The sequence below is a fragment of the Microaerobacter geothermalis genome (assembly GCF_021608135.1).
Classification (GTDB): domain Bacteria; phylum Bacillota; class Bacilli; order DSM-22679; family DSM-22679; genus Microaerobacter; species Microaerobacter geothermalis.
On sequence record NZ_JAKIHL010000035.1, the window covers coordinates 1 to 20869 of the forward strand.

Annotated in this window: 18 protein-coding genes; 15 read left to right on the forward strand and 3 right to left on the reverse strand. The window is 41.1% G+C overall.

What is annotated here, in order from left to right; genetic code table 11:
* Positions 1-435: 435 nt before the first annotated feature.
* Together L1765_RS12155 and L1765_RS12160 are read left to right on the forward strand one after the other, a co-directional pair.
* Positions 436-1497, forward strand: coding sequence for an S-layer homology domain-containing protein (locus L1765_RS12155; protein WP_268928884.1), 1062 nt, complete (start codon positions 436-438; stop codon positions 1495-1497).
* A 160-nt stretch (positions 1498-1657) separates the two neighbouring features.
* Positions 1658-3055: a GGDEF domain-containing protein gene (locus tag L1765_RS12160; RefSeq protein ID WP_236407756.1), complete on the forward strand. Its 1398-nt coding sequence runs from the start codon at positions 1658-1660 to the stop codon at positions 3053-3055.
* 218 nt (positions 3056-3273) lie between these two features.
* Here the strand turns inward: L1765_RS12160 and L1765_RS12165 are convergent, their stop codons facing one another.
* Complete coding sequence (locus L1765_RS12165) at positions 3274-3717, reverse strand: LysM peptidoglycan-binding domain-containing protein (RefSeq protein WP_236407757.1); 444 nt, start codon at positions 3715-3717, stop codon at positions 3274-3276.
* 162 nt (positions 3718-3879) lie between these two features.
* Here L1765_RS12165 and L1765_RS12170 point away from each other — a divergent pair, with 162 nt between their 5' ends.
* Positions 3880-4263 carry a hypothetical protein gene (locus L1765_RS12170; protein ID WP_236407758.1) on the forward strand — a complete coding sequence of 128 codons (384 nt, stop codon included), beginning with the start codon at positions 3880-3882 and terminating at the stop codon, positions 4261-4263.
* Positions 4264-4465: 202 nt separating this feature from the next.
* Complete coding sequence (locus L1765_RS12175) at positions 4466-5587, forward strand: KamA family radical SAM protein (RefSeq protein WP_236407759.1); 1122 nt, start codon at positions 4466-4468, stop codon at positions 5585-5587.
* An 87-nt stretch (positions 5588-5674) separates the two neighbouring features.
* Here the strand turns inward: L1765_RS12175 and L1765_RS12180 are convergent, their stop codons facing one another.
* Positions 5675-5995 (reverse strand): DUF2680 domain-containing protein, encoded by a 321-nt coding sequence (locus L1765_RS12180; RefSeq protein ID WP_236407760.1) that lies wholly within the window; start codon positions 5993-5995, stop codon positions 5675-5677.
* Between the two features lie 263 nt (positions 5996-6258).
* On the opposite strand from L1765_RS12180, the gene L1765_RS12185 reads away from it, so the two are divergent.
* The 8 genes from L1765_RS12185 to L1765_RS12220 all read left to right on the forward strand — a co-directional run bounded on the left by L1765_RS12185 (position 6259) and on the right by L1765_RS12220 (position 17463).
* Positions 6259-7308, forward strand: coding sequence for a hypothetical protein (locus tag L1765_RS12185; protein ID WP_236407761.1), 1050 nt, complete (start codon positions 6259-6261; stop codon positions 7306-7308).
* Between the two features lie 13 nt (positions 7309-7321).
* Positions 7322-7771 carry a hypothetical protein gene (locus tag L1765_RS12190; RefSeq protein WP_236407762.1) on the forward strand — a complete coding sequence of 150 codons (450 nt, stop codon included), beginning with the start codon at positions 7322-7324 and terminating at the stop codon, positions 7769-7771.
* 23 nt (positions 7772-7794) lie between these two features.
* Positions 7795-8892, forward strand: a complete 1098-nt coding sequence (locus tag L1765_RS12195; RefSeq protein WP_236407763.1) for a cytochrome b N-terminal domain-containing protein — start codon at positions 7795-7797, stop codon at positions 8890-8892.
* 171 nt (positions 8893-9063) lie between these two features.
* Positions 9064-10227 (forward strand): NAD(P)/FAD-dependent oxidoreductase, encoded by a 1164-nt coding sequence (locus tag L1765_RS12200; protein WP_236407764.1) that lies wholly within the window; start codon positions 9064-9066, stop codon positions 10225-10227.
* A 441-nt stretch (positions 10228-10668) separates the two neighbouring features.
* The gene (locus L1765_RS12205) at positions 10669-11934 is read left to right on the forward strand and encodes a metallophosphoesterase family protein (protein WP_236407765.1); all 1266 of its coding nucleotides are present in this window, start codon (positions 10669-10671) and stop codon (positions 11932-11934) included.
* Complete coding sequence (locus L1765_RS12210) at positions 11931-15071, forward strand: AAA family ATPase (RefSeq protein ID WP_236407766.1); 3141 nt, start codon at positions 11931-11933, stop codon at positions 15069-15071. The genes L1765_RS12205 and L1765_RS12210 overlap by 4 nt, the downstream gene beginning before the upstream one ends.
* A gap of 349 nt (positions 15072-15420) precedes the next feature.
* Entirely contained in the window at positions 15421-15963 is a 543-nt protein-coding gene (locus tag L1765_RS12215) for an ABC transporter substrate-binding protein (protein WP_329610027.1), read from the forward strand.
* A gap of 189 nt (positions 15964-16152) precedes the next feature.
* Positions 16153-17463, forward strand: coding sequence for a PucR family transcriptional regulator (locus L1765_RS12220; protein WP_236407768.1), 1311 nt, complete (start codon positions 16153-16155; stop codon positions 17461-17463).
* Positions 17464-17549: 86 nt separating this feature from the next.
* On the opposite strand, the gene L1765_RS12225 is transcribed toward L1765_RS12220, so the two are convergent.
* Positions 17550-17840 (reverse strand): TFIIB-type zinc ribbon-containing protein, encoded by a 291-nt coding sequence (locus tag L1765_RS12225; RefSeq protein WP_236407769.1) that lies wholly within the window; start codon positions 17838-17840, stop codon positions 17550-17552.
* 298 nt (positions 17841-18138) lie between these two features.
* Here L1765_RS12225 and ald point away from each other — a divergent pair, with 298 nt between their 5' ends.
* From ald to L1765_RS12240, 3 genes are all read left to right on the forward strand, one after another.
* A complete protein-coding gene (gene ald, locus L1765_RS12230) occupies positions 18139-19272 on the forward strand; it encodes an alanine dehydrogenase (protein ID WP_236407770.1) in 1134 nt (377 codons plus the stop codon).
* A 447-nt stretch (positions 19273-19719) separates the two neighbouring features.
* Positions 19720-20151, forward strand: coding sequence for a hypothetical protein (locus tag L1765_RS12235; protein WP_236407771.1), 432 nt, complete (start codon positions 19720-19722; stop codon positions 20149-20151).
* A 73-nt stretch (positions 20152-20224) separates the two neighbouring features.
* On the forward strand, positions 20225-20794 hold the full coding sequence (locus L1765_RS12240; RefSeq protein ID WP_236407772.1) for a hypothetical protein: 570 nt from the start codon (positions 20225-20227) through the stop codon (positions 20792-20794).
* Positions 20795-20869 lie beyond the last annotated feature (75 nt).

Below are 20869 nucleotides of genomic sequence, written 5' to 3' on the forward strand. Positions count from 1 at the left end.
CCGCAAGTGTACCGGAGCCCTTGTAGGGGTACATCCCTTTGGCGGATTTAACATGTCTGGTACCGACAGCAAGGCAGGGGGAAGAGATTATCTGCTTCTTTTCACCCAGGCGAAGCTGACCTCTGAGTTGTTGTAAGTAAGAAAAACTAATTGAACTCGTTCAGAAGCTTACTGCTACTTATCTCTCAAAATATATTGATCGATCAAACTAATGAATTTACTAATATCCATCTGTTTTTGGGGTTCCATACTCTTGGTTCGAGCGGACTATGATTACTTCTTGCCCGACTTGACTAGTGGACCTGTAAATTTATTAGTTCTATCTGAGTAATAAGTGGCGGTAAGTTTATTTTTTTATTATTAGCAGGACTTTTTTTATTTATGTCGAATAGGATAATGTTCCACAAACATCATTGCATCATAAGGGGGTTGAACATGAGAGGGAAACGAAGGATATTCCTCCGTCTGCAACTGGTTATTTTGCTAATAGCCCTTTCCATATTGCCATATATAGTTTTTGCAGAGGAGTTAACACCGAGCGAAAATCCCGTATCTCAACAAACATCAACAGAACAAACACTGGCAGATAATCAAGCGTTATTACCCAATGTTCCAGAAAATCACTGGGCCTATGAAGATATTAGTCAATTATATCAACAGGGGATGATTCGGTTGGATAATGGAAATCAATTGACACCAGATCAACCGATTACCCGGGCACAATTTATTTATATGATTTTAACGGGAAAAGGAATATCACCCGTTCCTACCATCGGAAACCATTTTAAAGACGTGAATCCGGACGATTGGTTTTATCCATATGTGGAAATGGCCTTTCAAATAGGACTGACGAACGGCACAAAAAAAGGGGAAACCAACTATTTTTACCCCAATGATCTGCTGACGAGGGAGGAAATGGTTACTCTATTGGTTAGGGCCCAGGGAAAAATGAGGGAAGCTCAGGTTATCCCTTGGGGGGAGGCAACTGAAGCGTTAAAATCCTTTCCCGACCAGTGGGATCTCGAAGATTGGGCAAGAAGGCCGTTTGCCTATGCCTTACAAAAAGGAATAACAAAGGCTTATCCTGATGGTTTGCTCCGCCCCAAAAAGATATCAACAGTGGCAGAAGCCGCTTCTTTTGTGTATCGGGGGCTATATTTGCCCAGGACTAATTTAAAGACGGCTCAGGTAGACGGGATAACCATCTATTACACTTCCAAAATAGAAGGAATGAAAACCACCGCTTATTCTAAGGGGGAGCCGACTGTTCCCGGAGTTTTTACCCGGATGGGGCTTTTTGTAAGAAAAGGATTAGTGGCGGTCGATCCAAATGTGATTCCCTTAGGCACATATCTGTACGTGGAAGGATACGGTTTTGCTATGGCAGCCGATACCGGTGGAGCTATTAAAGGAAATGTGATCGATCTGTATGTAGAATCGATTGAAAAAGCAAGAAAACATGGTGTGGATTACAGAAATGTGTATATTTTAAACTGACAACCGAAAGAATAGACTGCCCTCGGCTAAAAAGCCGGGGTTTTCTCTATGTAGAATGAACACTGGGTTATATCACTGGGATTATCCATCAGTAGTATGCTATGCTCTTATATGATATCATCATGATATCAGGTATTCTGGTGTGGGGGAGGTGAAGGATATGGAGGGGATCCTGTTATCTATACAGTTAATATTCATTTTACTCGCTACAGGAGCATCTTTTTACCTGTATAGGAAAAAACGGGACAGGTATTTTCTGTTTGGTTCCCTCGCCCTTCTTTCTCTTACGATAGGAGAGTCCATTTTTAATCTGTTGAAGAATCAGAATGAACATATCGTATATCATTCATCGGCTGATTTTTTTTATCTTTTATTCTATTTATTTCTTTTTTTACTGGTTTTTCAGAGAAGGAAAAATTGGTTTTTTGCAGAGAAACGATTTCATAAGCTACTAGATGCATCCATTATATTTATCGTTGCTTTTTCCTCCGTCTGGTACTTTGTCATTGGGCCGGTCATATTTTTTTCACCTAATGAGATATCCCGTAATTTATTAAACTTTTCATATCCTATTCTCGATTTAATTCTCATGTTTTATTTCTATTTATTTTGGTTGGGGGATAAAAAGGAATTCTATTCCTATTCTACCATATTGATTGGAATTTCCTTTGTTTTTGGATTAATTGCAGATTCCATGTTCGTCTTATCTACCAACTCGTTGATTCAGGGTAAGCTAATTATCACTTTGGCAAATGTCATCTCTCGCCTCTCCCTTGTATTTGCCATCCTGTTAAAACGACCGGACAGACGTGGATCATACGAGGGAATCCATTGGGAAGGCTTGATAAAAAATAAGGATGAAACGGTGTATAATACCTATCCCTATTTAGCCATATTTGTCTGGTCCCTTATCTATTTGGTCAGCCGTTATCGTGCTGGTGATGAGGGGTGGGAAAAGAACTTAATTGACCTAGGAGTATTCCTCATCTTGCTCATTGCGTTTAGGCAGTTTTTATATTTGAGGGAAAATAAAAAACTGATGACTTCCCTAGAATTTACAGCGGTTACAGACCCGTTGACAGGAGCATTTAATCGCAATTGTTTAGTTCGTCTGCAGGAATCCTTTGAGGAAAAGGGGCGGCCTTGCAGTGCAATATTTGTAGATTTAGATTATTTTAAAGAGTTTAATGACCAATATGGCCATATTGCTGGTGATGAACGTTTGATTCATACGGTTCAATTAATCAAAAATGGAATTCGAGAAACCGATTTGCTTATTCGTTTTGGAGGAGACGAGTTTCTTGTGATTTTACCCAATACCAGATATGATCAGGCCAAACGGATTGAAGAGAGGATAAAACAGCAGATTGAAAGATATAATTTTTTACAAGCGGGTGTAAGTCCGCTTAAAGTGACATTTGGTATTTATTCTGATGATTTTGGTAACCTGAGAAAGGTGATTGAGAAGGCCGATCTCATGATGTATCAAGGGAAGCCAAGGGCTAGGCAGGAATCTCAAAAGAAGAATGTAAATTTGGAAAAGAAAAGGCATGAATAAAGATAAAAATCCCGTACCAACTTATTGATGATACGGGATTTTTTTCGATGGCTATCGGTCATTTAAACACCTGATGAAATCATATGGAAGTAACTAAAGCATCCACTAAGGACTCCTTCGAGTTCGTACGTAACTGTGAGTATAAAGAACTGGAATGAGTCCTCAAACTGACTCCAACGTTGAAATACCCAGATGTTTTTGAGGTTTTGTGGATTAGGTCAAGATGATGAGGTTTCTCCCCACTCGCTTGACTCATCAGTCATCCAATGATACGACTGCATGGAATGCAAACCATGTGGATGATTAGGCATGGGATGCATCATCGGCATCTGTGGCATCATCGGCATTGGCTGTATGGGGGGCATCATGGACATCATCGGCATCATTGGCATACGGGGGATGTTGATGGTCTGACCTGGCATAATTTCATCAGGGTCCTCAATATGTGGATTGGCTGTAATTAGAGCTTGTAAAGGAATATTAAAGCGTTTGGCAATTTTATAGAGAGTATCACCTTCTTTTACCACATATTTTTTGACGTGATGCGATTCTCCAAATAAGAATGGAAGGAATAGAAATGGAATAAAGAAACCAAAGGGACCGAAACCAAAGGGATGAACATGGAAACCAAATTCGACTTGTCTGTCATCTGTATGGGACATTGATCCAAGCTCCTTTCATCTTTTGATAAACCCAATCTTAACATATGTATAAATGCCTATTTTGCTCATTGTCCCTTTTTAAATTGGGCTTTTTCCAGTAAAATGAAATGAAAACGACAGATTTCACTGAACTGGATGTGAGGAGGAATGGAGGTTAATTAGATGTCTTTTTATAAACCCACGGTAAGCGAAGGAATTCATCCTCAGGATGGGGGTTGGTATGAATGGCTTGGTGAGACGTATCTGGCACTATCTGTTCCTGAGTGGAAGGATATTGTCAATAAACGAGCCGGTCATTATGAATATGCATGGCTATTTGATAAGGATCAAAATGCATATATTTTTTGTTTTCGTTTGGCAGATGGGACGGAAAGGGCTATTATTTTTCAGAGGGATCATGCCGGTTTATTGCTCTTGGAGAGTCCGGCCTATGAACCATTTCATATATGGATTACTTCCGAAGAACTGCAAGATGTAGAGGAGAGAACACCGCTCCTCCAATTGAAGGATGTCACTTTGGATCGTTCAGTTGAGGCAAAATGGTAGGTCCTTGATCCTTGAAAAAAATATAGCAGAATGATGAGATGAAGGAAAAATTCCACCAAAAAATTTGGTTGAATTTTTCCTTCTTTTAATTTACAATTATATATTTATTTCATTTTTGACATATATCTGTTCATCTTATAAAATAAATATATCAAGATCATCTATATAATGATTTATAACTTTAGAATAAGGAGGAGGATTCATGCGTTATATCACCGATATCCGTAAGTTGGAGCGGTTGACAAACGTCGAAAAGGAGAAATTAGCCAAAATTACCGATAAGTTCGTGTTTCGTATCAATGATTATTATCTATCCCTGATTGATTGGGAAGATCCCGATGATCCCATTCGGAAGTTAATTATTCCCAATGAATCAGAGCTAGAGGAGTACGGTAAGTGGGATGCGTCCGATGAACACACCAATTATGTAGCGAAAGGCTGCCAACACAAGTACAGCACCACCGCTCTTTTGTTGGTATCAGAAGTATGCGGAGCATACTGCCGATTTTGTTTCAGAAAACGATTGTTTCGTAATGATGTGAAAGAAATTTCTATGGATGTAAAAGAAGGTGTCGAATATATCGCCAACCATCCTGAAATCAATAATGTACTGTTGACTGGCGGGGATTCGCTTATTTTGGCAACTAAAAAGATAGAATCCATTCTTCACGCCCTAAGGCAAATTCCCCATGTAAAAATTATTCGTATGGGTTCAAAGCTACCGGCTTTCAATCCCATGAGGATATATGAAGATGAAGAGCTGCTCAACGTGCTATCCAAGTATTCCAGGCCGGATGCCAGAATCCATGTGATGGCTCACTTTAATCATCCCAGGGAAATCACGGAACATTCCTATAAGGCCATTGCTGCATTACAGAAGGCAGGCGTTATCGTCGTAAACCAAACCCCGGTATTAAAGGGAGTCAACGGGAAACCGGAGGTGTTGGCGGAATTATTAAATAAATTGTCATGGGCAGGAGTAACCCCTTATTACTTCTTTCAAAACCGTCCTGTCGCAGGAAATGCAAGCTTCGTACTGACCTTTGCTGAAGCTTACGATATTATAGAAAAAGCGAAGGCCATGACTTCTGGTCTGGGCAAGCGTGTAAAATATGTTATGAGCCATAGTTCAGGAAAAATTGAGATCCTAGCGGTCCAGGATGGAAAAATATATTTAAAGTATCATCAGGCTAGAAATCCGGAGGACTACGGAAAGTTTATGATTTATGATCTTCCCGAAGGAGCGGCATGGTTTGATGATTTGCCGGATGCCATGGACCAATTGGATGGAGAACATGATGAAAAGTTAGTTATGGTAAGGTAGTAGATCTTTACATCTAGACTTTTCATGAAGCAAAAAACCCTCAAGCCGTTTTTCAAGCTTGGGGGTTTAATACTATAAGTGATCAAGTTAAGGTGTCGTCATTATATCGTGTTCTGGATGACCTTTATTTTTCATTCTCTCTTTACAGGGGATATATCCAACATCTTTAAAACGTTTATGAGATTTTTCTATCTTTTTTAGCCAATTGTCCGCTTCTTTCCTGTCAATAATACCAAATTCGACGTGCTTCTCTATCATTTGCTTTTTTAACTCAAATATTTGCCTGCGGAGCTCGTTTAACTCCTGTTGTTGATCGGGAGTTATTTTTTTTTGATGATTATCAGCAAAAACCAACGTTGGAACACTGAGTAATGTCAGAATGATCATCAAAGAAATCATTTTTTTCATCGATATGCCTCCTTGTATATTTTCATCACAAGGAGTGTTCCCAGATTTCTTTTCTATTATTCCAAATTCTTTATAAATAATCTTTACAGAAGTTAACAATGATTTCATATTTTCTCCATAATTTCTGGATAGGAATTTAATTAGTTTTTCATAATCAACCGATAAAGTTACCTTACAGGGGTATCGTATTATAGGTCTCCTGAGATTCTTTGAGGGGGAGGGTAGTTCTTTAATTTTATTCAATATAGGGGGAGGAAACTTAAATGAAAAAGACTTTTTCAATCTTTTTACTTTTGAGTCTAGTTTTTGGTCTGGTTCAAGGTGCCTTTGCCCACATCAGCAATGAACTGGAAATTTATAAGGATATTGCTGATTCACCGGCGAAGGCGGATATCGTTAAGTTAAGGGCATTGGGTATCATCCCATTTATTGAGGGCCAGGAAAATTTTGATCCGTCTGCTGAATTGGACAAATTAACTTTAGCAACATGGCTGGCAAAGGCAGCTAATGTGAAGGGACATACCGAAAATCCTACACCGAAAGAATATGCAGAAGAAGCTGTTGAGTACGGTTTTATTGATAATCTTGAGGGAGAAGCAACTTTACCGGATGTTGTAACCGGGCTGCTAAAAATTCAAGGCGTTAAGAAGGTCACTGAACCTGCCGAACAGGCAGAAGAATTAGGATACCTTGAAGGTGAATGGCACGACTTAGTGGATGCTGGTGGTATAGCTACAAAGGAAAATGCAGCAAAGATTATTAGTATGGCATTATCTACGAAAGGTCCTAGTGGGAAGTCCATACTAGATATATTAGGTGTTAAAGAGGGGCCAACGGGCAAAGTGACGGATGTAAAAGAAGAAAACGAGCAATTTACTTTGACTTTTGACAACCAAACCATTCCCTTCTACAAAGAGGGGAAAATCGCACTTTTTGAAAGCATGTTTGCTGCTAAGGACAATCAAGTCGTCTTATCCTATTTAAAAACGGTTCAAGAGGAAGGAAAAGAACCCCAGGATATGCTGATCTATATTGAAGGAGACGGATCAGTGGCAGGTACCGTTGAAGCAGCAGCAGAACAAACCATGAATTCAGAGGAACAAAAGCCAGAAAGTACGTCCGCAACCACAGAGACTATCGAAACAGAAAAAAATGAGTCCAATCAAAAAGTAGGGTCAGAACAGGAAGCTACTAATATTGGTGAATCTAGTAATACAGGCGCGGCAACGATTTGGACGATTGTGATCGTTCTATTGTTGATTGTTGGAATATGGGTATATTTGGCAAGCGCAAAGAAAAAGCAGCATCACTAGGGAGGTGAATATGATGAAAAGGAAATTATTCTCTTTACTAGTACTCACTACGGTTATCCTGGCAGGCGCTGTCCCTGTGTTTGCCCACGGAGGGGAAGAAGGGGGTTTTGACGCAGTCCTATCCATAAAGCAATCGATCGTTGCGCTGGATCAAAGACAACCCAATACGGGTGTCATTATGCAGAAGTTAGAAGAAGTATTGGAAAAGAAGGATGAGGTTACAGGGGTAGATATCAGCAAAGTGGAAGAGGCAATGGCTTTAACGAATGAGATGAATTTTGAAGAAGCCACCAAGGCATTATTTGAAGCAATTGGTGAGGACCCCGTCGGAACGGAAGAGTCGATTGGAAATCCCCTCCAGGAGTATAAAAAAGAGTATGAGGGGTCTACTGAAAACTACTTATTAATTACGGCTTCCGTGTTATTTATCCTTGTTGGCGGATTGATATTGACGAAGTCTTAATTTGGAGGAAAGGAGTGAGAAAAATGGCTCAGCCAAAAGTTCAACCTGTTCAACATTCAACTGATCATCATGTATCGAATAAAAAAGAACCGTTAGGAAAAAGAATATACAATACCTTAAATGAACGCTTTGGTTTGGATTCCCTGGCCTATGAAGTGCCTGCCCATGCCAATACCCTTCCCTATACATTAGGAGGGATTACTGCGGTCAGCACGATCATAGCCGTGGTATCTGGAATTTTGCTGGCTAACTGGTATACTCCAACCCCTGAATTAGCTAATTTCAGCATCCGGAATATAACGGAAAATGTGTATCTAGGGTATGTTATTCGGGGGGTTCACTCATGGTCTGCACAAATTGCATTAGTTGCCCTTGTTCTTCATCTTTTACGGGTTTTTGTTTATGGATCATATAAGCGTCCGAGGGAAGGAAATTGGTTCATAGGAGTATTTCTATTTTTGACCATGATCGGCTTATTCTTTACCGGTACCATTGCCAAATGGGATCAGGAAGGAAATGAAGCGTTGGAGCATGCCCAGGCGATTGCAGGTAAATTTGGATTAGCAGGATACTTTTCCACAGAAAACGTAGATGTCATTACACGGTTCTTTATTGCTCACGTTAGCATTCTTCCATTAATTCTGTTTGTTTTGCTGTTCATTCACATTTTGTTAATCAAGAAATTAAAAATCTCTCCCCTTCCATGGAAACAGCATGAAGGAGAGGCAGCATACAAAAATACTGGCCATAACTTTGCTGCCCATTTTAAATCATTATTGGGATATGGATATATTGTATTAGGGGTAAGTATTTTATTGGCCATCTTCTTCTCTCCAAAGGTTGGTCCTGAACCTCTGGCTGGCATTGAAGTGACAAAACCGCTATGGCCGTTTCTATGGATTTATACCGTTGAAGAATGGTGGGGAATCCCTGGGGCCACTTGGGTGAGTCTTTTGTTGGTATTGGGAATGTTTGCTGTTCCCTTTATTGACCGTGGCAAGGATATGTCATTAAAGAAGCGAGCCTGGTTTATCATCATTGTTTTGTTGTTGGCAGTGGCACTCCTCTTAATGACCATCTACGCATATAATTCATCGCCCGTCGTACATTTGGATATGTAAAACCCTTTCTTTCATCCCCTTTCTGTATGAGAAGACAGCCATTTGCAAATGCTTCTCTGTATGAAAGGGGATTTTTTTCTATTTATTAATGACATTTTTACATTTACAAGGTAAAATAAGATATAAATACCATACGATGGTATCGTATTAAACAAAAAGGGGTTGAAGGGCGTGAATCGTCATATATTTGATGTGATTATCGTGGGAGCTGGTCCAGGGGGGAGCTGTTTAGCTGCTAAGTTGGCACAAGGAGGCTATGATGTTCTACTTTTGGAGAAATGCTCTCTTCCGCGATATAAAGTGTGCGGCGGCGGTATTACCAAAAGAGCATTCAATAAAATGCCCATTGATATCTCGTCAGTAATTCGGGACGAAGTAGACACCTTTGAAGTGGAGCTGAATGGAGAAAATCAAAGGGTGTTTCGTCACGGGAATCCCTTTGTGTTTTCGGTAATGAGGGATGAGTTGGATTATCTTCTTGTGAATTATGCCATTTCCTGTGGTGCAGATCTGAAGACAGGGGCTTTTGTTAAAGATGTAGTGGAACATGAAGATAAAGTGATTGTTACAACCAGAGATCAAGTTTACGAAGCCCGTTATGTGGTAGGGGCAGACGGAGTAAACAGTTTGGTTGCCAAACAAGTTGGATTAATGGCACAGCGGAGAAAGGCATCGGCTTTGGAATATGAAATCCAGGTGGATGATTTGGAACTGGAGAAGTATAAGGGCCGCATTGTGATTGATTACGGCATAATCCCTTATGGGTATGCCTGGATTTTTCCTAAGAAGAACCATTTATCAGTTGGGATCGGTTCCTATACCTTTGCTCATCAGGAGATGCCGAAACTGTTGATGAAATTTATGTCAAGACGCCAATTAAGCGGCAAGTTTTTAAGTGCAAAGGGATCATTCTTGTCGGCAGGTGGGGTCCAACAACCGATTATGACGAACAGGGTAGCTTTAATTGGCGACGCAGCCGGTTTGGTGGAGGCCTTTGCCGGTGAAGGAATTTATTATGCTATTTGGAGCGGGGAATTGCTATATGAACGATTAAAGGAATCGCTGGATGGCAATGCTGAGGCTTTTCTCCGATATCAGCTGGATGTGGATGCCCAGATTTTAGCAGAACTTAAAATCATTGAGAGAATGGCCCATTTATTTTATCAAAACACTCGAATGGCTCATCAAGTCATTACCCGTTTTCCTCAGCTAATGACCTTTGGGTTTGAAGTATTGGAAGGTACCGTTTCTTATAAAGCGATGTACCAAAGGCTAAAAGATCAGATGAGCATTTCAGGTGTCATGAAGAAGGTCAAAGGGTATTTTTCCCAATAACCTACTTGACATTTTCTGAGGTAACTACTGTATTTTTCAGATCCAGTGGTGAAATTATTGTAATTGAAACGATCAATCACGTACAGTTTGGGAAAAGGGGACAACCTGCTCGACAGGAATGTCCCCCATCTATACTGCTTTTTATCTTATTGGGTGGCCTTTCTAAAAACTGTCCGAACATAATGATAATTGCGAGGGGCCAGGTCCATAACATAAATAAATAGACTAAAATATACCATACCCATGTAGGGTACTATACATAGTTATATCCGAAAATTATGAAGAAATGATTAATTTTTTTAAAAAAAATTTGAACAAAAAATGGCGTAACTTTGTAGAAAATGTGCAAAAAAAGGATATTAGGTTTTTTTCACGAATTACACTGAGGGGAAAACCTTGGTTAAGTAAGAGAAATCATTATGCGTGAAAGAAGGTGAAGTGATGGAAGGGTTTCGGTTTGTTCATGCGGCAGACCTCCACTTGGATAGTCCGTTTCAGGGACTTTCCTCCAGTCAGCCGGAACATATCAAAAGGGTGATCCGTCAATCCACCTTTCAATCCTTTGATCAACTGATTCAATTATGTGTTGATGAACACGTTGATTTTTTATTAATTGCTGGTGATGTGTACGACGGGGCTGACCGAAGTCTTCAGGCCCAGCTATATTTCAAAAAAGGGATGGAACGGTTAAATCAAGTCGGAATCCAAGTATTTCTGGTGCATGGAAATCATGATCCTGAAGATGGAAAAATGGCAACATTAACTTATCCGGAAAATCTTCATGTATTTCCCTCTGATAAGGTATCTGGAGTCCCCTTTTGCAAAGGTGGGCAGGAAGTGGCCAGAATCTATGGGATCAGCTATCCCAGGGCCAAGGTTACAGAGAATTTGGCCGCCCTTTTTAGGCGGGAAGAAGATGTTCCCTATGCCATTGGGTTGCTTCATGCCAATGTGGATAGTTCTCCGGAACACGGAAATTATGCCCCCTGTTCCATAAACGATTTAGTCGCTGCTCAAATGGACTATTGGGCCTTAGGACATATCCATCATCGTCAAATTCTTCGCCAGGATCCCCCCATTGTCTATCCGGGAAATATTCAGGGCAGAAGTGTGAAGGAATTGGGTTCAAGAGGGTGCTATCTTGTTGACGTGAGCGCTGATGGAAAGGTGAAATTAGACTACAAAAGCTTGGATTCAATCCGATGGTTTGTAAAAGGGATTTCTATTCAAGGGCTTCAGACAGAAGAAGAACTGCTTCAACAATTCAGCCGAATCATCGAAGAAACACAAATGGAGTCGGAAGGAAAGCCAGCCATTGTTCGATGGATCATTGAAGGAAAAGGGCGCCTTCATCAATCATTTCAAGATGCCCGTTTTGTTCAGGATTTACTGGAGGAAATTCGCTTGCAGGGAGATGGGTTCAACTTTGTTTGGGCAGAATCCATCCACGTAAAAACAGGGCAAGAAGTAAATAAGCAGGAGATCATGAAACAGGAGCATGTTTTGGGGGAGTTTCTTCGTCACCTTCACCATTTGAAGCAAAACGATGAGGAACTGAAAAGTAAGGTTGAAGAAATGCTGCATCCTGTTTTGGGAAATCGAAAGATTCAAAGATATGTCCAATTGGAGATGGATGAGATGAAAGAATGGCTGGAAGAAGCGGAAGAATTGGCCATTGAATGGTTATGGAATGGTGATGATGAATGAGAATAAAACACATTCATATTGAAGGATTTGGAAAGCTGATCGATGTAAAGTTTACCGACCTCCATGAAGGATTAACCTTGATTGAGGGTCCGAACGAGGCTGGAAAATCAACGATCATGTCCTTTATACGGGCGATGATGTTCGGAATTCCTTCCCGCAGATACAGGGAAGAACGGTATGATCCCGTCCATGGAACCATTCATGGGGGTAGCCTTATCCTTGAGGACCAGTACGGAGTGGAGTATCGGATTGAACGAAAGGGAAATCAGCTTTCCATTTCAGACTCCCACGGACGGCAAGGTGGAGAAGAGATGCTGAAACAGCTTCTTGGGGGGGTATCCCAGGGGATATTTAAAAATATTTTTGCCTTTGGATTGACAGAATTGCAGCAGCTGGATTCTTTGCAGGGGGATGAAATCAGCGGATATATTTATAGTGCCGGTATGGGGACCGGCGGGATTTCCGTCGTGCAGGCAGAAAGGAAAATGGAGGATAAACTAGGAGAATTATTTAAACCCAAGGGAAGAACTCCTCTCATCAACCAAACCCTAGGAGAATTGAGAGACCTGGAGAGTGAACTTGAACGGCTAAGTGAACAAGCGAGTGAATATGATCAATTGACCCTTCGGCTAAGAGATTTGGAGGAGGAATTGAGCAATAAGAATAAAGAACTGTCCGATTGCCAAGATAGACGAAATTGGCTTCAGCGGCTGGTTCAAGGTAGAGAAATTTGGGTTTTACTTTTCGAAGGGAAAGAAAGGCTAAAAGCAATGCCGGAGATTATCCAATTTCCCGAGAATGGCCTCATTCGATTGCAGCAAATGGAGGATCAAATCAAGGAACTGGATGTGGAAATCTCTGCATTGGGAGACAAGAAAAGAGAGATCGAAGAAAAAATATCCTCCCTTACTTTTCACGAAGGGATGCTGGAGAGAAAGGAGGAATTTGAATTTCTTTTTTCCAATTACTCATCCATCTTGGAAAAACAGTCAAGAATACATGATCTTTCCCACAAGACAGAGCAATTAAATAAAGAGATAGAAGAAAAAATTTCTCTGTTGGGCCCCTTTTGGACGGAAGAGAAGATCAAGGGGTTTGAGACTTCCATATCTAACAAGAATAGAGTCAGAGAGATACAGGGAAACCTATCGGATGTTTTCCATTCCATAGAAGAGATAAAAAGAGAGATTGACAGATACGTAGAGGAAGAAAATCGAATGAAGGAAGAGGCGGAGCAGATTCTGGAACAAATGGGGCTGAATCGGTGGAATAAAGAAGAACTGAAGAAGAAGGAAGAGGCGTTGCAATCCGTTAGAACCCTTAAAGGGGAACTGGAGAACAAAAAGTTAACCCAAACCTTTCTGTTGGACAAAAAGAGGGGGATTGAGGAACAGATCTCTTTATTTGCCGGAAAGAAAAATGCAGGGAAATCTTCACCTTGGCCCAGCATGCTAACCTTTTTCATCGGTAGCGGTTTATCGATTTATTTGTGGCTGAATCAATTCAGTTTTGGTGCGTTGATTTCATTTTTCGCCTTTTTCATACTTTCCATTGTTCTATGGTTGGGTAGGAAATCTTCCGGCTCCGGAAATAGCGATCTTCAAACGATGAGAGAACAGAAAATGAAAGAATTACAGGAGATTGAGCAACAAATTGAAGGACTTGATGAAGAGATATTCCATCTTTCCCAGAAGCTAAAACCGTTGTCAGATCTGTTAGGATTAAGAAATTTGGAGGAAGTCACCTTATATCAGGTAGAGGAAGAGATTCGGGAAGAAAGAAAAAAGAATGAGAAGAATGAGCAAATCCAGGATCAAATCAAACAAATTGAGTACCGTCGAAAAAAGTTGAATGAAATCCTGGAAAAGGAAAAATTAAAACGTATTGAAAAGGAAGAAATTCTAAAAGGTCTGAAACAGATGTGGCGGGAATGGTTGGAAAAGAATGCTCTTCCTGAAGATATTTCTATAGAAACTATGATGGATATGTTCCCCTATGTGGAAAGGGCCAAGGACTTGATTAGGGAAAGGGAAGAATGCAAAGAAAACATACAGATGATTCAAGAGCAAACGGATCGATTTGAACAAAAAGTGATGGATCTGATCGCTGACACAGGAATCATATCCCAGGAAAACAAAAACTTATCCGAAATCATCATCGAATTGAAAAAGGCGGTAGAAGAGAATCTTCGATGCAAAGAATTAAAAGAGAGATATCAGCTGGAAAGTTCTTCGGTCCTTGAGCAATTAGACATTCTTCAAAGAAAAAGAAAAAAGGCAAATCAGGAAATGGAGGAAATTCTGGCGGCAGGCGGAACCGATGACCCAGAGGAATTCCGCAGGCGTGATAAGATATATCATGACAGAAAGGATTTGGAGGATAAGTTGATCCAATTACAAAGCCAATTGGTGATCATCGCTGGCAGCAAGGAAGCATTTGAGAAGATGGAATCAGAATGGCTGTCTACAGATGAATCCGCCTTAACGGAGCAATTAGAAAGGGTAAGAGGCCTGGAATTACAATTAAAAGAAGACATTTCCCAGTTATTGGATAAAAAAGGACAAGTGAAGAAACAATTAGCTGACCTGGAGTCCAGTGATATATTGTCTGAGAAACGACAGGAATTAGAGGAGAAAAAATCCCTGTTAAGACAACAAGTGAAAGAATGGTGTGTGCTGTCCTTGTGTAAAAATCTCCTGAAGAATGCCCGGGAGGTGTATGAAAGGGAACGGCAGCCATCAGTGGTAAAAGGGGCATCCCAATACTTCAACACCATGACCGGCGGCCGGTACCAAAAGATGATTTCTCCCCTCGACGAAAAAAAATTGCTGGTGGTAACTGGTGATGGAAGACAACTGGAACCTTATCAGTTAAGTCGGGGAACTGCTGAGCAGCTTTATTTATCGATGCGTTTTTCCTTGGCTGGGGAGTTTTCAAGGAAAGTCTCTCTTCCTTTAATTCTGGATGATATTTTTGTCAACTTCGATCCGGAGAGGTTGCACTATGCCATCGATACCCTTGCAGAAGTTTCCAGAAATCATCAGATTCTCCTGTTTACCTGCCATCCCCATGTATCCGGTTTGATCCAAACGAAAGGGCTGATTCATAAATACATTCAACTCACTGCCGAGGTATAGTCGCCTCGGTTTTTTTTGTTCGTCCATATTTAAAAAAGGAACTAAACTTACATGACCCTACGGGTCACAAATTGATATGAAAATGTTATTTTCATATCAAAAATTTACACGTCCGCACGTTGAGTTTGGCGAAGAAGTTATGAAAGCCCGCTTCGAGACTTAAGAACGGAGCCCTCAAAAACATCTGGGTATTTCAAAGATGGAGTCAGTTTGAGGGCTAATTCCCGTTCTTCAGCCCCTCCGCTAAGCACGAACTCAAAGGCTGTCCTTAGTAAATTCTTTAGTTTCTTCCATATAAATAATTTTCTTAAGTGTAAAAGGAGGAAAAAATCGAAATTCGTCGGAAGCCATCAGTAAAACCATCCAACTGATCAAAGATTATTTTCCGGATGTGAAAAAAGTTGGAATCATCTATAATGCAGGGGAGCAAAATGCGGTGGTGAATGCCACAAAAGCAAAAGAAGCCATCTCTTCCTTGGGTTTGGAGCCTGTTGAAGTGACCATTGCCAATGGAAATGAAGTGAAACAAGCGGCTGAAACCCTGGTATCCAAGAAGATCCAGGCCTTCTATATTCCAAAGGATAACACCGTCGTCGCTGCATTGGAATCAGTCATTCAAGTGGCTGAACAGAACAAAATTCCTCTTTTTGTAGGTGAGGGAGATTCCGTTAAAAGAGGCGGATTTGCTTCTTATGGAATTGAATACTTTGATTTGGGTTACCGCACCGGGGAAATGGCGGCAGATATCCTGTTGAATGGCAAGAAACCAACGGAAATTCCAGTGGAATTCCCCAAGAATCTGGAATTAGTCATCAATTTGAAGGCAGCTAAGGCCCAGGGAATCGAAGTGCCCGAAGAATTGAGAAAGAATGCGGTAAAAGTAATAGAATAGTTAGAAAATGACAGAATAATTAGATAGAATCATCAGGGATTCAAAGTCTATTGAAAGATGAATTTTGTCCCCTCTAAGCAGACCGTGAAAGGAAAGATTTTGAAGCTGCTTGGAGGGGATTTTGTTTTTATTTTTGACACTTTATGTATAATGAAGATAGAAAATAACCCGGAGAGGAGGAGGGGGAAGATGTCTTCTGATCATGAAAATAAGAATCTAATAGATTTTTCAGCAATTGAAAGCCAGGCAGAAGAGTGGCTGGATGGCGCTCATGTTGCAGACCTTCAGGAATTGGCTGACCTGATCAGCGAACGCCTGGGAAATCCAGTAACCATTGAAGATCATAATCATAACCTGCTCTCCTACAGTATTCATCATGATGTGACGGACCCGGCCAGAAGGGAAACAATCATGAACAGAAGAGTGCCTCAAGCTGTGATATCCAGCCTGTGGGAAAAAGGATATATCCAACGCCTGATGGAACAGGATGATCCTGTGCGAATCCCTCCGATGAATCAGGTGGGCCTTGGAGAACGAGTAGCCATTGGAATCCGAAAGGGAGAAGAAGTACTAGGATATATCTATGTGTTGGAAATCCATCGTTCCATTGGAAAGGAAGAGTATGTTCTTCTGAAGAAGGCGGCAAAAACCGTCGCTGGAATGCTCATGGAAAGAAGAAGCCAGCGGGGACCGAGGGAAAAGGGAAGAAAGGAATTCTTTTGGGAAATTCTCCTTGAAAATCTAAATTCCTCCCGAAGTATTATTAAAAAAGCCCAAATGTTAAATATTGCCTTGCCCAATACCTTTCTGGTTGCTATTATCCAGATGCCCAATTTGGAAATGATGGATAAGTTGAAACGAGAGTTACCTTATCTTCTCCTGACAAAGGGCTCCTTGGTGAATGGCGGGCAATCCCCCCTATGGGTTGCAAGGGAAAATGAGATGATTGTTCTGTTGGGCTCTAACCCTGTATCTGTGGATGGACTGCGAACTCAGGCTGAAAATTGGGCACGGGAGATCCTGGAACAATGGCAGGAACAGCAAACTAGGACAAAGCCATCAGTTGCTTTGGGAGGGGTGTCACAAAATATATTGGAGATTGGCCGGAGTTACCAGCAGGCCCTGCAGGTAGTGAAACTGCAGGAAATGTTTCATGGAGACGATCATTTGCCCTTTTCTTATGATAATCTAGGGATTTATCGGTATCTTCCTTTATTAATGGAGAAAAACAAATCCGAGAAGTATGCGAATTGGAGATTGAAAAGGCTTATCAAATATGACAGAGAAAATCATACGGATCTGATTCGGACCCTGGAAGTTTTTTTGGATTCGGCAGGTCGGGTGAATGTTGCGGCAAACCGGCTGCATATTCACACCAATACCCTCAATTACCGGTTAAAGAGAATCAGTGAGATTGCCGATATTGATCTGGATGATGCCAATCAGAGAGTGGCGCTGTATTTGGATATTAAAATGGGAAAAGTGGATGATTCCCGGTAAACTTCACTAATCGCAACATATTCAAGAAAAAAGTAACCGTCCCCCAAGGCAATGGTTACTTTTTTCTACAAGAACGTTTTAATTTTTTAATCAAAAATATCACCTAAAAGATCAAGAACGGTTTTCTTTCGTTTTTTATGAGAAGAGTAATATGGATTACCATAATGATTCTTGTGGTGGCCATGGCTTCCATGATGACCATGATGACCATGATACCATTGATTGAAGTCTTCTCGTACTTCCTTGACTCCCTGAAGCAATTTATCCAATTCACCCCGGTCGAGCCAAACTCCTTTACATTCAGGGCAAATATCAATCAGTACCCCGTCTTTCTCTATTTCCCGCATTTTTACGTCTGGACAGATCGGACATTTCATCGTAATCCCCTCCTTATCAATTTTTGGTCTTTACACAATTCTTTACGAAATGAAGAGGTAAGGGTTTCAGAAAAATAATTATTTTTTACCGTATTTTTGCAATCAAGATGATTTACAGTTTTTAGCTGATTTTGGGGAGACTGAGAAATGGACAACTTTTTTATTTGTGGATTTCCACAAACGATAACGGACATATTTTGGTACTTCTCTAAAAAAAACGTTGAAAATAAAGGGTATAATCGAAGTAAAGAAGGAGATTAAGCGTATCAGGAGAGATTTTTTTAAGGAGGTAGTCCCTGTGAGAATTGGAATTCCCAAAGAGGTTAAAAACAATGAAAATCGTGTTGCGATTACACCTGCTGGTGTAAAAACCCTTGTAGGTGCCGGTCATGAAGTGTTGGTGGAAAAAGGAGCCGGGTTGGGTAGCGGTTTTTCTGATGAGTCCTATATGGCTGAAGGAGCAAAAATTGTTCCCACAGCTGCAGATGCCTGGAATGTGGACATGGTTATGAAAGTAAAGGAACCTTTGCCGCAGGAATACAATTTTTTCCGTGAAGGATTAATTTTGTTTACGTATCTTCACCTGGCTCCTGAACCTGAATTGACAAAAGCCTTGGTTGACAAAAAAGTGGTAGCCATTGCCTATGAAACGGTTCAATTGGATAACGGCTCCCTTCCGCTCCTTACCCCGATGAGCGAAGTGGCTGGCAGGATGTCCGTCCAGATCGGCGCTCAATTCCTGGAAAAGTCCAAGGGTGGAAAAGGGGTTTTGCTTGGCGGAGTAACCGGTGTTCAAGCTGGCAGAGTCGTTATTGTTGGCGGGGGGATCGTCGGAACCAATGCGGCCAAAATGGCCGTTGGATTAGGTGCCCAGGTCACCCTTCTTGATGTAAACCCCGATAGACTCCGTTATTTGGATGATGTATTTGGCGGAAGAGTTCAAATGCTAATGTCAAATAGTTATAATATCGCCGAATCCGTAAAAAAGGCTGATCTGTTGATTGGTGCGGTACTGATCCCAGGAGCAAGAGCACCGCGTTTGGTTACTGAAGAGATGGTAAAGTCCATGGAAGCAGGTTCTGTCATCGTAGATGTTGCCATTGATCAGGGCGGTTCCATTGAAACCATCGACCGGGTTACCACCCATGACAATCCCACTTATGTGAAGCATGGGGTTCTCCACTATGCAGTGGCCAATATGCCTGGCGCAGTTGCAAGAACCTCTACCTGGGCATTAACCAATGTAACGATGTCCTATGCCCTGCAGATCGCCAATAAAGGATACCGTCAAGCAGCATTGGATAATCTTGCCTTGGCTAAAGGTATAAATGTTGTAGATGGGTTCGTAACTTATAAAGCTGTTGCTGAAGCCCACGGTTACGTTTTTACGCCTGTTCAGGAGGCACTAAATAAGGTGAAGGCTTATCAATAAGTGATTTTTTCGAATTAAAATAAGTTAAAAAATGGAAGATAAAGGGGTGGACTCAGCTATGGGCCGCCCCTTTATTCATCCTACGAATTGGGTATTTTTCGTTCATAAGAAATACATAATTATTTGGTATTTTGTCTAGAAGATATGAATTACTTTCGGGGGAAGTGTGTATTAAATTTCGGTTTTGGGGACAGAAGGGGTGAAGAAATGAGAAAAAAAGGCAGAGGGTTCTTATCTAATTCCTTTCACATCTGGATTCATTTCGTCGTGGTAGCCGCTCTGATACTGCTCATCAAATTTTTGGAGAACTAATGGATATTACAGGAAGAATCCGGTTTAAAACGGATTCTTTTCTTCATAAAATTACGTAAATCCCACATAAGAAATTCATAATTATACGCTATCTTATTTGTAGGGTGTCTTATTAATTTAAGAGGGGAGTACTGTATGAAGAAAGCATTGATTCCTTTGATCATCTTAATCTTACTAATAGGTGGTATCGTTCTAGTCAGTAGCTCAAAGCCTGCGGCCAATGGTCAGACCAATCCATCTCAAACGGATTTCAAAAATAATGTGGAAATCGAAGTCGTATGGAACAATCTTGTGAGGGAACAAAAGGATTGGATATTTGATCTGATTTTTACTACCCATAGCGGTGACTTGACGACACTTCCCATTGGGGAAATGGCTAAGCTGGAGGTTGGAGGGGAACGTATTACCGGATTAAACTGGGAAATCACCAGTCCCGATCCCCATCATATGAAGGGAACGCTAAAATTGAGTAATCCTCCCAAGGTGGATATAAATCAGCAGGTTACGTTGATCTTAAAAGGAGTTGGAGGTTCAGAAGAACATCGTTTTACATGGGGGACAAAGTGAATGCAGCATCGGTTATTTTTCGTTTTGCCATCGGTATAGCCTCCAAATCAAGATATAGAGTAAAGTACTAATCATGAAGAAAGGAATGTTTTTGTCCATGTCTAATTCTCCAGCAATAACTCAAAAGTCCCATGGGGCATCTTGCTGTGATACCCCCTCCATAAATCAGATTCCCAAATCGATTTTTCATCGTGCTTATCTTATGGGTGGAATCGCGGCCATCGGGTTGTTGGTTTTTTACTTTGTTTTGGTTAGTATCACCTCGGGATCAGTGGATCACACGATCGCCCAATTCCAGAAATTAGGAGTTCTTATTGTTGCCATCGCCATAGGGTTTGGCATCCAGATGGGACTGTTTGTCTTTTTACGTCGTGCATTGGCACATCAAAGCACACACGGAAGCGGTGCGGTTGCTGCGGGCAGTACGGGGACATCAGCCGTATCCATGGTCGCATGTTGTGCACACCACCTATCCGAGTTTTTGCCGCTTATCGGATTAACCGGAGCAGCAGGTTTCTTTGACAAATATGTGGTGCCGATCATGATCTTTTCTCTGATTGTTAATATCCTGGGAATTATCTATATCGCCAATACCTTGCGGAAGCACAATCTTTTCTTCCCTAAATGGTTTCCGGCCAAGTAAGTAAGAGCAAAACTCTAACATTGTATTTTGTAGCCGTCCTATTATGGGCGGTTACTTTTTTGTTCAGGCTTTGAA

Coding starts and splice junctions, on each gene's coding strand:
- L1765_RS12220 (WP_236407768.1), top strand. CDS start 16,153: ATGTCTTCTGATCATGAAAATAAGAATCTAATAGATTTTTCAGCAATT.
- L1765_RS12165 (WP_236407757.1), bottom strand. CDS start 3,717: ATGTCCCATACAGATGACAGACAAGTCGAATTTGGTTTCCATGTTCAT.
- L1765_RS12185 (WP_236407761.1), top strand. CDS start 6,259: ATGAAAAAGACTTTTTCAATCTTTTTACTTTTGAGTCTAGTTTTTGGT.
- L1765_RS12155 (WP_268928884.1), top strand. CDS start 436: ATGAGAGGGAAACGAAGGATATTCCTCCGTCTGCAACTGGTTATTTTG.
- L1765_RS12190 (WP_236407762.1), top strand. CDS start 7,322: ATGAAAAGGAAATTATTCTCTTTACTAGTACTCACTACGGTTATCCTG.
- L1765_RS12160 (WP_236407756.1), top strand. CDS start 1,658: ATGGAGGGGATCCTGTTATCTATACAGTTAATATTCATTTTACTCGCT.
- L1765_RS12235 (WP_236407771.1), top strand. CDS start 19,720: ATGAAGAAAGCATTGATTCCTTTGATCATCTTAATCTTACTAATAGGT.
- L1765_RS12210 (WP_236407766.1), top strand. CDS start 11,931: ATGAGAATAAAACACATTCATATTGAAGGATTTGGAAAGCTGATCGAT.
- L1765_RS12205 (WP_236407765.1), top strand. CDS start 10,669: ATGGAAGGGTTTCGGTTTGTTCATGCGGCAGACCTCCACTTGGATAGT.
- L1765_RS12175 (WP_236407759.1), top strand. CDS start 4,466: ATGCGTTATATCACCGATATCCGTAAGTTGGAGCGGTTGACAAACGTC.
- L1765_RS12180 (WP_236407760.1), bottom strand. CDS start 5,995: ATGAAAAAAATGATTTCTTTGATGATCATTCTGACATTACTCAGTGTT.
- L1765_RS12195 (WP_236407763.1), top strand. CDS start 7,795: ATGGCTCAGCCAAAAGTTCAACCTGTTCAACATTCAACTGATCATCAT.
- L1765_RS12225 (WP_236407769.1), bottom strand. CDS start 17,840: ATGAAATGTCCGATCTGTCCAGACGTAAAAATGCGGGAAATAGAGAAA.
- L1765_RS12240 (WP_236407772.1), top strand. CDS start 20,225: ATGAAGAAAGGAATGTTTTTGTCCATGTCTAATTCTCCAGCAATAACT.
- L1765_RS12170 (WP_236407758.1), top strand. CDS start 3,880: ATGTCTTTTTATAAACCCACGGTAAGCGAAGGAATTCATCCTCAGGAT.